Consider the following 14,518-nt stretch of genomic DNA (forward strand, 5'->3'; position numbering starts at 1 on the left):
GCGCTCGCCGGCCAGGCAGGACCAGCTCAGGCGGGCCGGTGGGAGCGCCGCTCGTGCACCCCGCGGGCAACGGCCAGCAGCTCCCGGGCCGAAGCCTCCCACGAGTAGGCCCGCGCCCGGTCGAGCCCGGCGAGGACCAGCGTGCGGGCGCGAACCGGGTCCTCGAGCGCGCGCACGGCGGCGGCGAACCCGGCGTCGTCGTCGGGCGCGGCGTAGGCGGCGGCGTCCCCGGCGACCTCCCGGAAGATCGGCAGGTCGCTGCACACCACGGGGGTGCCCGCCGCGAGCGCCTCCACGAGCGGCAGCCCGTAGCCCTCGGCCCGCGAGGCGTGCACCAGGGCGGCGGCCTCGGCGAGCAGGTCCGCGTACTCGTCCTCGTCCACCCCGTCGTGGAAGACGACCCGCGCTCCCTCGGGGACCAGGGCCTCCAGCTGGGCCCGGCGGGCGGGGGAGATCCGCGAGAGCAGGTGCAGCTCGTGCTCCGGGAGCCGCCCGGCCGCCCGCAGCAGCGTCTCCACGTTCTTGTAGGGCAGGAAGGAACCCATGTACAGCAGCTTCCGCCCGCGCCGGGGCAGCCGCTCGAGGGCGGCCCCGGCGGCGAGCACGGAGCCGGGCTGAGGGGCGTTGGGCACCACGTGCACGGGCCGGCGGGTGAGCCGGTGGGCGGCGATGAGCTCGCGGGTGGTGTGCGAGACGGTCACCACGGCGTCGGCGCGGTCCAGCAGGACCCGCTGGGGCCACCAGGCCCGGTGGTAGAGCCGCCAGGCCGCGCGCACGGCGGCGGGCAGGTCCGCGGGCGGCTGGGGGTGGTCGTAGTAGATGAGGTCGTGCACGGTGAGGACCAGCCCGTGCCGGCGGCCCGCGGAGCCCATGGTCTGCATGGGGGAGAACACGACGTCGGGCGCGTACCGGTTGAGCACCAGCGCCGTGGCGGCCTCGGCGGCCGAGACCGGGGAGGGACCGGTGACGTGCGGGAGGTCCGGCAGCATGGCGAGCTGGCGGGGGTCGCTGACGAGCAGCGCCACCTCCAGTCCGGGAGTGTCGGCGGCGAGTCCTGCCACGGCCTCGGCCAGGCTCGCCCCGTAGCGGCTGATCCCGTCGTGGCGCTCGAGTCGGGTGTAGCGGGCGTCCAGGAGCAGCCTCACCGGCGACGTCCTCCCTGCTGTCCTCGGCGTCCGCGGGGTGCGCGGCGCACGATGCGCTGCAGCCCGGTGAACGGGGCGGTGTCCGGGGCCTCGGCGGGCGGTGCCTGCGCGTGCAGCGCGGGCGGTTCGCCCTCCGGCGCGGGGACCGGGTCCGGGGCGGGGGCGGAGAGGAAGTCGTGGACCAGTTCGGCGGTGCGCCCGGGGGCCTCGTAGTGGATGAGGTGGCCCACGCCCTCGAGGACCTCGAGGCGGTGCCGGGGGATCCAGGACGCCATCGTCCGCTGCGCCGCGACAGAGCCCAGCTCGTCCTGCGCGCCCACGACGAGCAGGGTCGGCATGGACAGCTGCATCGCGACCTCCGCGACCGTGTGCGAGACCGAGGCCTCGTAGGCCTCCAGCAGCACGTCCCGGTCCGCGAAGGCCGAGAAGTACGCCCGGTGCTGATGGCGCACGTAGCTCCGCACCCGGGGATCCCGCGACGTGGTCATGACCCCGCTCATCGCGTCCGTCACGAGCCAGCTGGAGAGCAGCCGGTGGCCCAGCCGCCGGGGCAGCGCCCGGCCCAGCCGGTAGTACGCCGCCGTCAGCCGGCTCAGCAGCGCCGGTCCGCCCTCGAGGGCGGGCTCGCAGATCGGGTTGACGAGCGCCAGCCGCTCGACCATCGCCGGGTGGGCGGCGGCGAAGTGCGCGGCGACCACGGAGCCGAAGGAGTGGCCCAGGACGGCGACGCCGTGCCGGGCGCCGTCGTGCACCGCGCCGTCGGTGAGGGTCTCGACGAAGCCGCGCAGGAACTGCGCGTACCCGGCGATGTCGTGGGGGCGGTCGGGGAAGGGCTCGGAGCGGCCGAAGCCGGGCAGGTCGGGGACGACGACGTGGTAGCGCCCGCGCAGCCGGTCCGCGATCAGCTGCAGGCCGTGGTGGTCGCCGCGGAACCCGTGGACCAGCACGATCAGCGGCTTCGGGTCCGGGTCCACGTCGTAGAACCAGTAGCGCACTTTGTGCCCGTCCAGGACCATGCTGCGCCGCTCGGCCGAGGGGTTGCGCACCGCGCTGCCGGGGACCTCCGCGTGCGGGGCGTTGCCGGTGCGCCCGCCGCCGTCCGGGGCGCCGTGCCGTGCGCCGGCCGCTGCCGTCATGGTTCCTCCCTGCGGGTCCGCCGGACGCCCGGTGCGTCCCGGCCCGCTGTCGATGCTAGCGGCTGCGGGCCGGGGCGCCGGGCGGCCCTGGGCTAGGATGGGACGGATTCCACCACCGTCGGCGCACCGCCGGGCATCCGTGATGCCCGGGTGACGCCCACGCGACCGCGCGCCGCCCGCTCCGAGGCCGGCGGCGGTCCACCACCGCGAAGGCGAGGACCGTGACCGAACAGCAGCACACGACCGAGAGCACCGGGTACGACTTCCGCGCCATCGAGGCGACGTGGCCGTCGTTCTGGGCGGAGCAGCAGGTGTACGCGCCCGTCGACGACGGCTCGCGGGAGCGCCGCTACGTCCTCGACATGTTCCCGTACCCCTCGGGCGACCTGCACATGGGGCACGCGGAGGCGTTCGCGATGGGCGACGTGGTGGCCCGGTACTGGCGCCAGCGCGGCTACGACGTGCTGCACCCGATCGGCTGGGACTCCTTCGGGCTGCCCGCGGAGAACGCCGCGATCAAGCGCGACGCGCACCCGGCGGAGTGGACCTACGCCAACATCGAGACCCAGAAGGCCTCCTTCCAGCGCTACGCGATCAGCGCCGACTGGTCCCGGGAGATCCACACCTCCGATCCCGAGTACTACCGGTGGACCCAGTGGCTGTTCCTGCAGTTCCACGCCAAGGGACTCGCGTACCGGAAGAACTCGCCGGTCAACTGGTGCCCCAAGGACCAGACGGTGCTCGCCAACGAGCAGGTCGTCAACGGGGCGTGCGAGCGCTGCCACACCCCGGTGACCAAGAAGGCCCTGAACCAGTGGTACTTCAAGATCACCGACTACGCCGACCGGCTGCTCGAGGACATGGCCGCGCTCGAGGGGCACTGGCCCGAACGGGTGCTGGCCATGCAGCGCAACTGGATCGGTCGCTCCGAGGGCGCCCACGTGCGCTTCGCCGTCGAGGGCGCCGGCGAGAACGGGACGGACCGCGAGGTGACCGTGTTCACGACCCGCCCCGACACCCTCTACGGCGCCACGTTCTTCGTGGTCGCCGCGGACGCGGAGCTGGCCGGGGAGATCGTCGCCCCCGAGCACGCCGCGGAGCTGGCCGCCTACCGCGAGCAGGTCAAGGCCCTGTCCGACATCGAGCGCCAGGCCACCGACCGGCAGAAGACCGGGGTGTTCCTGGGCCGCCACGCGGTCAACCCGCTCAACGGCGAGAAGCTGCCCGTGTGGGCGGCGGACTACGTGCTGGCCGACTACGGCACCGGCGCGATCATGGCCGTGCCCGCCCACGACCAGCGCGACCTCGACTTCGCCCGCACCTTCGGCTTGCCCGTGCGCGCGGTGCTGGACACGGGGGAGGAGGACCCCGCCGAGACCGGGATCGCCACCACGGGCGAGGGCACCCTGATCAACTCGGGCGAGCTGTCCGGGCTGGAGAAGACCGAGGCCGTCGAGCGCGCCATCGGCCTGGTCGAGGCCGCCGGGACGGGCAACCGCCAGGTCAACTTCCGGCTGCGCGACTGGCTGCTGTCCCGCCAGCGCTTCTGGGGGGCGCCCATCCCCATCGTGCACTGCGGGGCCTGCGGCGAGGTGCCGGTGCCCGAGGACCAGCTGCCCGTGCGGCTGCCCGACGACCTGCGCGGCGAGCAGCTCGCGCCCAAGGGCCGGTCCCCGCTCGCGGCCGCCGAGTCCTGGGTGCACGTCGAGTGCCCCTCCTGCGGCGCTCCCGCCCTGCGGGACACCGACACCATGGACACCTTCGTGGACTCCTCCTGGTACTACCTGCGCTTCGCCTCCCCGAACGACGAGAACGCCGCGTTCGACCTCGAGGAGGCCCGCAAGTGGCTGCCCGTGGACCAGTACGTGGGCGGGGTGGAGCACGCGATCCTGCACCTGCTCTACTCCCGGTTCTTCACCAAGGTGCTCTTCGACCTGGGGCTGGTGGACTTCACCGAGCCGTTCAAGGCGCTGCTGAACCAGGGCCAGGTGCTCAACGGGGGCCGGGCGATGTCCAAGTCCCTGGGCAACGGCGTGGACCTGGGCGAGCAGCTCGACCGCTTCGGCGTCGACGCCGTGCGCCTGACCATGGTCTTCGCCTCCCCGCCCGAGGACGACGTGGACTGGGCCGACGTCTCCCCGCAGGGCGCGCAGAAGTTCCTGGCCCGGGCCTGGCGGCTGGCCCAGGACGTGGCCTCCGCCCCGGGGACCGACCCGGCGGCCGGGGACCCCTCCGTGCGGCGGGCGACCCACCGGGCCGTCGACGACGCCGCCCAGCTGCTCGACGCCTCGAAGTTCAACGTGGTGATCGCCAAGACCATGGAGCTGGTCAACGTGGTGCGCAAGGCCATCGACTCCGGCTGCGGGCCCGCGGACCCGGCCGTGCGCGAGGCCACGGAGGCCGTCGCGGTGCTGCTGTCGCTGGTCGCCCCGTACACGGCCGAGGACATGTGGCACGCGCTGGGCCACGAGGGCTCCGTCGTCGTCGCCGGCTGGCCCGAGGTCGACCCGGAGCTGCTGGTGGACGACACCGTCACCGCCGTGGTGCAGATCAAGGGCAAGGTCCGGGACCGGCTCGAGGTGCCCGCCGACATCGGTGAGGACGCCCTGCGCGAGCTGGCCCTGGGCTCGGAGACGATCCGCCGCCAGCTGGGCGACGCCGAGATCCGCAAGGTCATCGTCCGCGCGCCCAAGCTCGTCAACATCGTGGCCTGAGCCGGGGCCCCGGCCGGGGAGCACGACGACGCCCCGTCCGGCACCGGTGTCGCGGTGCGGGCCCTGACTCTCCGGACCGGCCCCTGAGGGCCAGGTCCGGCCTCTGAGGGCCCGCCCCGGCTCGTGCGGGCCCGTCCCGGTGCCCGGAGCGGTTCCTGGGTCCCGGGGCCGGTGTTCCGGCTCCACAGGCGCCCTCCGGGCCCGTGCGCGTCCCCAGCCGGGCCTCGGGCGGGCCCCCGGTGGGCCCGGCCGGGATGAGCTGGGGACATGACCGGTACCGCGCCGAGCGCCCGACGGCGGGCGACCTCCGTCCCGCCTGTGACCTCCGTCCCGCCCACGGCCTCGACCCCGCCTGCGTCCGGGACCCTGCCCGGCACTGCGTCCGGGACCCTGCCCGGCACTGTGCCCGGGGCCCCGCCCGTGCCCGATGCCCCCTCGGCGCCCGCCCCGTCGGCCGTCGACCGTGCGGCCCCCGGGAACCCGCCGCCGGGGGAGCGGCTGGCGGCGCTCCTGGCCGATGCCGGCTCCCGCCCCGCAGCCCAGGACCCGGACGCGGGTCCGCCGCCGAGGCCGGTTCCCGGCCACCGCCGGAAGGTCGCGGCCAGGACCCGGGTCCCCGGCACGCTGCTGCTGCTCGCCCTGGCCGCGCTCGCCTGGCTCTCCTGGACCGTCCTGGGGCCCGGGCAGGACACGGGCGAGGTCCCGGAGACCGCCGGCCGTCCCGTTCTCGCCGAGGCCGAGCTGGACGGCGCTGCGGAGCCCGCCGGCGAGCAGGGAGCCGGGCAGGAGCCGGGGCAGGGTCATGCTGCCGGCGCGGACCCCGGTGCGGACCCCGGCGGTGGGGCCGGCGCGGGGACCGGGCCCGGGGCGGACCCGGCCGGACCGCCCACCGTGCCGACGCCCTCGGCAGGATCGGTGCTGGTCGTCCACGTGACCGGGGAGGTGGCCCGCCCCGGCGTCGTGTCCGTCGCGGCCGGGGCGCGGGTCGTCGACGCGGTCGAGGCCGCCGGAGGCCTCACGGACGCCGCGGTGACGGACACCGTGAACCTGGCCGCCCCCGTCACGGACGGTCAGCAGGTGCTCGTCCCGGACCGCGACACCGCTCCCGCCCCGGGCACCGGACGCCCGGCCGCTCCCGCCCCGGTCCCCGCGAACCCCGCAGCGCCGCCCGGGCCCGCGGGGGCGGGCGTCCCTAACCCGTCCGGGACGCTGGACCTCAACACGGCGACCGCGGCGGAGCTGGAGTCCCTGCCGCGGGTCGGCCCGGTGCTGGCTGCACGGATCGTGGAGTTCCGCCAGCAGCACGGCGGTTTCGCCGCCGTCGCCGACCTCGACGCCGTGCCGGGGATCGGTCCCACCCTGATGGAGGCCCTCGGCCCGCTGGTGACCGTGTGAAGCATCCCGCCGCCTGGTGGGCTCGGGCCCTGGAGCACCAGGAGCACCGCGACGCCCGTGCCCCGGGACGCACCTGGGACCTGCGGCTCGTCCCCGCGGCCCTCGGTGCCTGGCTCACGGGACTGCTCGCCCTCCACCTGCCCTCGGAACGGGCCGCGGCCGGCGGGGCGCTGTACCTGGCGGCGCTGCTGCTCGGCCCCGTCCTGGTCCGCGCCGTGGCACTCCTCCTCCGGCGCGAGCACGCCCCGCCCGGGCGGCCCGCCGCCGGGGTGCGGCGGGCCGTGCCGTGGTCGGCCGTGGCCCTGAGCGCCCTCGCCGTCACGGCCGTGCTCCTGAGCAGCACAGCCGCCGGCCAGGACACCTCCTCCGGCCCGCTGGGGGAAGCGCTCGCCGGGGGCGGGACGCTGGCCGTCACCGCCGAGGTGGCCGAACCGCCCCGCCGGTGGGCCGCTCCCGCCGCCGGGGCCGCCCACGGGGACGAGGACCGCACCGGCGTGGTCCTCGAGCTGCGCCTGGAGCACGTCGTCCACGGGGGCCGCGGCGGGCCCGTGGACGTCACGGCCACCGTCTTCGCGGACGGACCCGCGTGGGCCGCCCTGGCCCCGGGCCGGCGGATCACCGCGGTGCTCACCGCCGGCCCGCCGTCCTCCGGCCCTCCGGTGCTGCGCGCCGCCGCGCCGCCCGCCGACCTCCCGGAGGCCCGGCCCGGCCCGCGCGAGCAGGTCCGGGAGCGCTTCGTGCTCGCCACCGCCGGCCTCGGCCCCGACGCCGCGGGACTGCTCCCCGGGATGACCTTCGGCGAGCGCTCCGGGATCGGCCCGGAGCTCGAGCAGGCCATGCGGGACACCGGGCTCACCCACCTGACGGCCGTCTCCGGCGCCAACTGCGCCCTCGTCACGGCACTGGCCGGGCACGCCGCCCTGTCCCTCGGCGCCGGACGGCGCACCTGCCTGACGGCCGGGCTCGGCGCCCTGGCGGCGTTCGTGCTCCTCGTCGGCCCCGATCCGTCCGTGCTGCGCGCCGCCGTGATGGGCGGGCTCGCCGCGCTCAGTCTCCTCACGGGGCGCACGGCCGTGTCCCTGGCCACGCTCTCGGGCGCCGTGACCGCCCTCGTCGTCGTCCGGCCCGCGCTCGCCGCCGAGTACGGCTTCGTCCTGTCCGTGCTGGCGACCGCGGGCATCGTGGTCAGCGGACGCCCCCTGACCCGGTGGCTGGGCACCCGCGTCCCGGACGTGCTCGCCGTGGCGGTCGCGATCCCGGCGGCCGCCCAGCTGTGGTGCGCGCCGGTGCTGGTGCTCCTGCAACCCGCCGTGCCCGTGTACTCCCTGCCGGCCAACGTGCTCGCCGCCCCGCTGGTGCCGGTGGTGACCGTGTGCGGGCTCGCCGGCCTGCTCCTGCTGAACCTGCCCGACCCTGCGGGAGCCGCGGCGGCCGTGCTGCCCCTGGGGGTGGGCGCGGCCGGGACGCGCCTGCTCGCCGGGACCGCCCGGGCGCTCGCGGGTGCCCCCGGGGCGCTGGCCCCCTGGCCCGCAGGCCTGCCCGGTGTGCTCCTGATGGTCCTGGCGAGCTCCGCGGCACTGGTCGCCGTGCACGCCCTCGACGTGCGCCGCCGACGTCCCGCACCGTCCGCCGGGACCCTGCGCACGGACCTCGCCCCGGCCCCGGTCCCGGAGGAGCGGTGGCGGGCGCAGGCCCGCCGGCGCCGCCGGCGGCGCACGGCGGCCGCCGCGGCCGTGCTGCTCCTCGTCGTGCTGCTCGCCGTCCGCGCCGCCGTGGACGCCCGGCGTCCGCCGCCGGCGTGGGAGGCCGTGCTGTGCGACGTGGGCCAGGGCGATGCCGTGCTCCTGCGCACCGGGCCGGGCCGGGCCGTCCTCGTGGACACCGGACCCGACCCCCGGGCCCTCGCACGGTGCCTGCGCCGCAGCGGGGTCGAACATCTGGACCTCGTGGTGCTCAGCCACGCCCACGCCGACCACACCGGCGGCCTGCCCGCCCTGGCCCGGCACGGCCGGATCGGCGAGGTCTGGTACGCCACGGCGGCCGCCGCGCCGCCGGAGGAGCTGACCCGGACCCTGCCCGGCACCTCCGCCCACCGCCCGCACGCGGGGGAAACCCGCACGCTCGGCGGGCTGCGCCTGACCGTCCTCGCCCCCGGGCCCACCGCGCCGGGGCGCTGGAGCGAGCCGTCGTCCTCCGACGAGAACAACGCCTCCCTCGTGCTGCGCGCCGAGCTCACCGGCGAGGACGGCAGGACCACCTCGTGGCTGCTCGCCGGGGACCTCGAGGAGGAGGGCGCCCGGGCCCTCCTGCGCACCGCCGGCCCCCTGGTCGACGTCGACGTCCTCAAGGTCTCCCACCACGGCGCCCGCAACGGCGGCACCGCGATCATCGACGCCGCCGACCCCCGGCTGGCCGTCGTCTCCGTCGGCCGCGGCAACGACTACGGCCACCCCCACCCCCGGATCCTCGACCACCTCCGGAGCCGCGGCGTCCCGCTCGTGCGCACCGACGAGCACGGCGGTGTGGCGCTCGTGCACCAGGAGCAGCGGCTGCTCGCCGTGCCCCTGCGATGACGGTGCCCGCCGGGCGGCACCGGCGTTCAGCGCCGGGGCCGCCCGGCGAGCTTGCGCAGCTCCTCGGCCCACAGGACCGTGGAACCGATCGTCACGGCCACGAGCCACTGGGCGCCGGTCAGCGCGGCGGTGTCGAACACGCCCTGCAGCACCGGGACCTGCACCACCGCGGCCTGCAGGACCACGACCGCGACGAGGGCCACCCAGACGGCCCGGTTGGTGAACGTGCGCCGGCTGAACACGGTGCGGGTCTCCGAGCGGACGTTGAGCAGGTTGAAGACCTGGAAGAAGACGAAGGTCGTGAACGCCAGGGCCGTGGCCGCGGCCGCGGAGATGCCGGGGAACCACGTGTCGACCAGCAGCAGCACGGACAGGGTGCCCGCGGTCATCACGGTCGCGGCCAGGAGGATGCGCGCCACCCGTCCCCGGTTCAGCAGGGCCTCCCCGGGCGGGCGCGGGGGCCGGCGCATCACCTCGGGATCGGCGGGGTCCACCCCCAGGGCCAGGGCGGGGGGACCGTCCATGATGATGTTCACCCACAGGATCTGCAGGGCCGTGAACGGCGCCCCGCCGGCGAGCCCGGTCACCCCGCAGATCAGGAAGATCATGACGAACCCCCAGGTCGTGGAGAGCTGGAAGCGCACGAACTTGAGGATGTTGTCGTAGATGCCGCGTCCGCCCTCGACAGCGGCCACGATGGTGGCGAAGTTGTCGTCGGTGAGGATCATCCGGGCGGCGCCCTTGGCCACGTCGGTGCCGGTGACGCCCATGGCGATGCCGATGTCGGCCTGCTTCAGGGCCGGGGCGTCGTTGACCCCGTCCCCGGTCATCGCCACCACCTGCCCGCTCCGCTGCAGGGCCTTCACGAAGCGGATCTTGTGCTCGGGGGCGACCCGGGCCAGCACCCCGTAGCCGGACGCGCGGTCGGCCAGCTCGGAGTCGTCCATCGCGTCGAGGTCCGCTCCGGAGACGGCCCGTGCCGGGATCCCGAGGGACCGGGCGATGGCCGAGGCGGTGCGGAGGTGGTCGCCGGTGATCATGTGCACGGCGATGCCCGCACCGTGGGCCGCGGCGATGGCGTCGGCGGCCTCCGGCCGCGGCGGGTCCATGATGCCCACGAGACCGTACAGGGTCAGGCCCGTCACGAGGCCCCGCAGCTGCGCCCCGTCGTCGGGCAGCGGACCCGCGCCCGGTCCGCCGCGGTCCAGGCGGCCGCCGGCGATCAGCAGGGTGCGCAGCCCCTGCCCGGCCAGCTCGTCGACGCCGGCCAGAATGCGGGCGGGGTCCTCGGCGGTGAGGGGCCGGGGGCCCTCGGCGGTGAGCACGGAGTCGGCCAGCTCCAGCAGCACGCCCGGAGCGCCCTTGACGAACATCTGGTACCCGGCGGCCGCGGTGGTCCCGGGGACGACGGTCCGCTCGTGGAAGGTGGCGTGGAACTTGTAGGCGGAGTCGAAGGGCACCTCCGCCACGCGCGGGTGCTCCTGGCGTGCCCCCTCCACGTCCACGCCGCCCTTGCGGGCCAGCACGGCCAGCGCGCCCTCCGTGGGATCGCCCATCGCCTGCCCGTCGCGCACGGTGGCGTTGTTGCACAGCGCCATGGCGAGGTAGATCTCGGACGAGGGCCGGGCCCGGACGTCGTCGGGACCGACGATGCGCCCCTCCGTGGAGTAGCCCTCACCGGTGACGCGGTACGCGGAGCCGTCCAGGATCAGCCTCCGCACCGTCATCTCGTTGAGGGTGAGGGTCCCGGTCTTGTCCGTGGCGATGTGCGTGGTGGACCCGAGGGTCTCCACCGCCGACAGCTGCTTGACGATCACCCCGCGCCGGGCCAGCCGGTGGGCGCCCATCGCGAGGGTGAAGGCGACGACCGCGGGAAGCCCCTCGGGCATGGTGGCCACGGCCAGGGACACGGCCGTCAGCATGAGCTCCGTCCAGGGCTGCCCGCGGACCAGGCCGAGGACGACGACGACGCCGACGACCACGAAGGCGACGAGCGTCAGCAGCCGGGCCAGCCGGTCGATCCGGCGCTTCAGCGGGGTCCGGGCCTCGCCGGCGGTCTCGAGCATCCCGGCGATCGATCCCATCTGCGTGGTCGTGCCGGTGCCGGTGACCACGGCGACGCCGCGCCCGCGGGTGACCTCGGTGCCCATGAAGACCAGGTTGGACCGGTCTCCGAGCGGCACGTCCGGATCGGGGACCACAGCGGGGTTCTTGTCCACCGGCTGGGACTCCCCGGTCAGAGCCGCCTCGGCGACCTGCAGCTGGGCCGCCTCGAGCACCCGGGCGTCGGCGGGGACCAGGTCCCCGGCCTCGAGCAGCACGATGTCCCCGGGCACCAGCTCGGCCTGGTCCACCTCCACCTCGCGCCCGTCCCGGCGCACCCGCGCGGTGACCACGGACATCGTGCGCAGGGCCGCCAAGGAGGACTCGGCCCGCGCCTGCTGGACGTAGTTGAGCACCGTGTTGAAGCCGACCACGAGCAGGATCACCACCGGCGTCTTCCACTCCTGGGACACCAGCGCGGAGACGAGCGCCGCGACCAGCAGCACGATGGTCATCCGGTCCGAGAGGAGGCCCAGGACCTTGCGCCAGACCGGCACCCCGGCGGCCTCGGCCAGCACGTTGGGGCCGTGCCGCCGGGCTCGCTCGGCGACGTGCTCGCTCGACAGTCCCTGCGCCGGGTCCACGTCGAGATGTGCCGTGACGGCCGCTGCGGGACGGGTGTGCCAGGAAGAACTCACGAAGGCCTCGATCGCTCGACAGTGCCCCCAGACTAGCGCCGGCGACCGGGCGCCCGAGCCGTCCTCCTCCGGGGCCCGGGCCGCGAGGACCCGCCGGTGCGGGGTGTCAGGGGAGACCGCCGCCGCGGCGCCGGGCGACGACGCCGGAGCCGATCACGGCCAGCACGCCCGCTCCGGCCACGGCGTAGCCCGGAGCGCCGGACGCGACGGCGGGCCCACCCTCGGCGACGGGCCCCCCGACGGACACCATGTCGGACTCGGCGACGGACACCGCGTCGGACCCAGTGACGGACACCGCACCGGGGCCGGTCCCGTCGGCCGCCTCGGGGGAGGCGGTCATGCCCAGGACGCCCAGGACGAGGGCCGGGACGGCGAAGCGGGGGAGCACGGTCATGGGTCGTCCTTCGAGGGGTGACGGGGATCACGCATGCCGTTGCCGACGGTACAGCAGGCCGGCGGCCGGTTCCACCGTCCTCCGGCGCCGGCGAGTCCCCGAACCGCCCTGCCGGGACCACCGCGCCACCGGATGTCGCCCGGACGTGGGAAGCTGGGACCCACCCCACCCCAGCACGCGGCCCGGACCGGCCGCCACACAGGAGGACGCGGCCATGACCCCACCGAGGCGCCCCGCACCCACCGCCGGACCCACCTGGCGCGACGTCGAGCCCACCCCGCTCATCCTGCTCACCGGCCCCGAGGACTACCTCGCCGCCCGCGCCCGCGACCGGGTCCGCACCGTCCTCAAGGAACAGCGCGGACCCGTCGAGCTCTCCACCGTCGACGCCGCCGCCTACGCCCCCGGGCAGCTCGCCGCGCTCGCCAGCCCCTCCCTGTTCGACGACGCCAAGCTCATCCACGTCAGCAACCTCGCGGCCATGAACGACGACTGCCTCGCCGACGGCCTCGCCTACGTCCAGGCACCCGACCCGGACGTCGTCGTGCTGTGGGAGCACAGCGGCGGCAACCGCGGCAAGAAGCTCCTCGACGCCCTCAAGGCCGCCGGCGCCGCCGTCGTGGAGTGCAAGCCCCTCAAGAACGACCGCGACAAGACCGACTTCATCGTCACCGAGTTCCGCACCCACCGGCGCCGCATCGACCCGGACGCCGCCCGTGCCCTGGCCGCGGCCGTGGGCAGCAGCACGGCGGAGCTGGCCGCCGCGTGCGCCCAGCTGCTCTCCGACGGGCCCGAGAGCATCAGCTTCGACGACGTCGAGAAGTACTATGGCGGGCGCGTGGAGGCCACCGCGTTCAAGGTCGCGGACGCCGCCCTCGCCGGACGCGCCGAGAGCGCCCTCAAGCTGTGGCGCCAGGCTCTCGACACCGGGGTGGACCCCGTCCCGATGGTCGGGGCCCTGGCGGCGAAGCTGCGCACGATCGCCCAGGTGCACGGGACCCGCGGCGGCGCGGGTCAGCTCGCCCAGCGCATCGGGGCGGCCCCGTGGCAGGTGGAGCGGGCGCAGGAGGAGTCCCGGCGCTTCTCCGAGGAGGACCTCGTGCGGGCGCTGCGGGCGCTGGCCGAGGCCGACGCGCAGGTCAAGGGCGAGGGGCGGGACCCGGCCTACGCGGTGGAGCGGGCCATCACGACGATCGCCCTGTCCGGGCGGCACTGAGCCGCGGAGCGCGCACGACGGAGGCCCCGTCCCTGAGCGGAACGGGGCCTCCGTGCGGACCGCCGGTGCGGCGGTCGCGGCTCGCGGGGAACCGGGATCAGATCTTGGCGACCAGCTTGGCCAGACCGGACTTCTTGTTGGCCGCGTTGTTCTTGTGCAGGACGCCCTTGCTGACGGCCTTGTCGAGCTTGCGGGAGACGACGCGCAGGGCGTCCTGGGCGGTCTCCTTGTCGGAGGCGCCGACGGCCTCGTCGACGCGGCGGACCAGCGTCTTCAGCTCGGACTTGTACGCGTTGTTGCGCAGACGCGCCTTCTCGTTGGTGAGGTTGCGCTTCTTCTGGGACTTGATGTTGGCCACGTATAACTCCTTGGCGATGGGTGCGGAATTCGGTCAGTGAGGGCAAACAGGACCGTCATGTGACTGAGTGGGAGTGGGGACGCCCGTGTGGCGACCGCCCTGCAGTGCCCGACGACCAGCGCGGACACACAGCAGAAAAGTCTAGCAGACCGCGCCCCGCCGCCGGGCGGCGGCGACACGCGGCACTCCGCGGAACGGCGCGCTCAGCCGCGCAGGCGGTGCAGCCGTCCGGCCACCCGGTCGAAGAGGTGCTCGGGCAGGACCGCGCCCTCCCGCCGGACGTCCGCGGGCAGCACCTGGACCACACGGTCGAGCTTGACCTCGGACGGCCGGCCCCGGGGGTCCCACGGGCCCGTCCCCACGTCCACGTAGGCGGGGTCCTGCTCCAGCCCGTTGTTGCGGTCCTGGGAGGTGAGCATCAGGCACAGCAGGTGGTCCCCGGCCCGGTCCACGACGAGCACCGGGCGGTCCTTGCCGCGGCGGTGGTCCTCCTCGAAGGGCACCCAGGTCCACACGATCTCCCCGGGATCGGCCTCGCCGTCGGACAGCGGGCGGTAGACGGGCCGGACGGGGCCCGTCCAGTCCCCGGGGTAGGGGCGGGAGAGCCCCTCGGTGCGGGTGTCGCCGGTCCGGGACGGCACGGTGGGCCGCGGCGAGGTGGAGGCGGCGCGTCCGCCGGGCCGGCGGCGCTCCGGACCGCGACCGCCGGAGCGCCGGTAGGCGTCCACAGCGCGGGCGGCGAGCCGGGCCAGGGTGCCGAGGTTCAGCTTCATGCGCCCACTCTAGCCAGCGGGCGCCCGGCGTCGTCGGGCTCCCACGGGGCGAAATGGCTCTCCATGACCGAAC

The 14,518-nt window shown here is 75.7% G+C and carries 10 protein-coding genes; 4 read left to right on the forward strand and 6 right to left on the reverse strand.

The features are described from left to right. Positions 1-26: 26 nt before the first annotated feature. Positions 27-1,145 (reverse strand): glycosyltransferase, encoded by a 1,119-nt coding sequence (locus tag AVL61_RS06680; RefSeq protein WP_058873583.1) that lies wholly within the window; start codon positions 1,143-1,145, stop codon positions 27-29. Next, positions 1,142-2,281: an alpha/beta fold hydrolase gene (locus AVL61_RS06685; RefSeq protein WP_058873584.1), complete on the reverse strand. Its 1,140-nt coding sequence runs from the start codon at positions 2,279-2,281 to the stop codon at positions 1,142-1,144. The genes AVL61_RS06680 and AVL61_RS06685 overlap by 4 nt, the downstream gene beginning before the upstream one ends. A 221-nt stretch (positions 2,282-2,502) precedes the next feature. On the opposite strand from AVL61_RS06685, the gene leuS reads away from it, so the two are divergent. The 3 genes from leuS to AVL61_RS06700 all read left to right on the forward strand — a co-directional run bounded on the left by leuS (position 2,503) and on the right by AVL61_RS06700 (position 8,963). Further along, entirely contained in the window at positions 2,503-4,995 is a 2,493-nt protein-coding gene (gene leuS, locus AVL61_RS06690) for a leucine--tRNA ligase (protein WP_058873585.1), read from the forward strand. A gap of 420 nt (positions 4,996-5,415) precedes the next feature. After that, positions 5,416-6,390: a ComEA family DNA-binding protein gene (locus tag AVL61_RS18135; RefSeq protein WP_058873586.1), complete on the forward strand. Its 975-nt coding sequence runs from the start codon at positions 5,416-5,418 to the stop codon at positions 6,388-6,390. Further along, on the forward strand, positions 6,387-8,963 hold the full coding sequence (locus AVL61_RS06700) for a ComEC/Rec2 family competence protein (protein ID WP_058873587.1): 2,577 nt from the start codon (positions 6,387-6,389) through the stop codon (positions 8,961-8,963). The genes AVL61_RS18135 and AVL61_RS06700 overlap by 4 nt, the downstream gene beginning before the upstream one ends. A 26-nt stretch (positions 8,964-8,989) precedes the next feature. Here AVL61_RS06700 and AVL61_RS06705 read toward each other — a convergent pair whose 3' ends face one another. Beyond that, positions 8,990-11,704, reverse strand: coding sequence for a cation-translocating P-type ATPase (locus tag AVL61_RS06705; RefSeq protein WP_058873588.1), 2,715 nt, complete (start codon positions 11,702-11,704; stop codon positions 8,990-8,992). A gap of 106 nt (positions 11,705-11,810) precedes the next feature. Further along, the gene (locus tag AVL61_RS06710; protein WP_058873589.1) at positions 11,811-12,098 is read right to left on the reverse strand and encodes a hypothetical protein; all 288 of its coding nucleotides are present in this window, start codon (positions 12,096-12,098) and stop codon (positions 11,811-11,813) included. Between the two features lie 214 nt (positions 12,099-12,312). Here AVL61_RS06710 and holA point away from each other — a divergent pair, with 214 nt between their 5' ends. Next, positions 12,313-13,314 carry a DNA polymerase III subunit delta gene (holA, locus tag AVL61_RS06715; protein WP_058873590.1) on the forward strand — a complete coding sequence of 334 codons (1,002 nt, stop codon included), beginning with the start codon at positions 12,313-12,315 and terminating at the stop codon, positions 13,312-13,314. 97 nt (positions 13,315-13,411) lie between these two features. Here the strand turns inward: holA and rpsT are convergent, their stop codons facing one another. Both rpsT and AVL61_RS06725 read right to left on the reverse strand, forming a co-directional pair. Then, entirely contained in the window at positions 13,412-13,672 is a 261-nt protein-coding gene (rpsT, locus tag AVL61_RS06720; protein ID WP_058873591.1) for a 30S ribosomal protein S20, read from the reverse strand. A 203-nt stretch (positions 13,673-13,875) separates the two neighbouring features. Further along, positions 13,876-14,445, reverse strand: coding sequence for a type II toxin-antitoxin system PemK/MazF family toxin (locus tag AVL61_RS06725; RefSeq protein WP_058873592.1), 570 nt, complete (start codon positions 14,443-14,445; stop codon positions 13,876-13,878). Positions 14,446-14,518 lie beyond the last annotated feature (73 nt).

Source organism: Kocuria rosea subsp. polaris (assembly GCF_001483755.1).
Lineage (GTDB): Bacteria > Actinomycetota > Actinomycetes > Actinomycetales > Micrococcaceae > Kocuria > Kocuria cellulosilytica.

Bases quoted from the DNA above. Each gene is read 5' to 3' on its own strand.
- AVL61_RS06710 (WP_058873589.1), bottom strand. From the start codon at position 12,098: ATGACCGTGCTCCCCCGCTTCGCCGTCCCGGCCCTCGTCCTGGGCGTC.
- AVL61_RS06685 (WP_058873584.1), bottom strand. From the start codon at position 2,281: ATGACGGCAGCGGCCGGCGCACGGCACGGCGCCCCGGACGGCGGCGGG.
- holA (WP_058873590.1), top strand. From the start codon at position 12,313: ATGACCCCACCGAGGCGCCCCGCACCCACCGCCGGACCCACCTGGCGC.
- AVL61_RS06725 (WP_058873592.1), bottom strand. From the start codon at position 14,445: ATGAAGCTGAACCTCGGCACCCTGGCCCGGCTCGCCGCCCGCGCTGTG.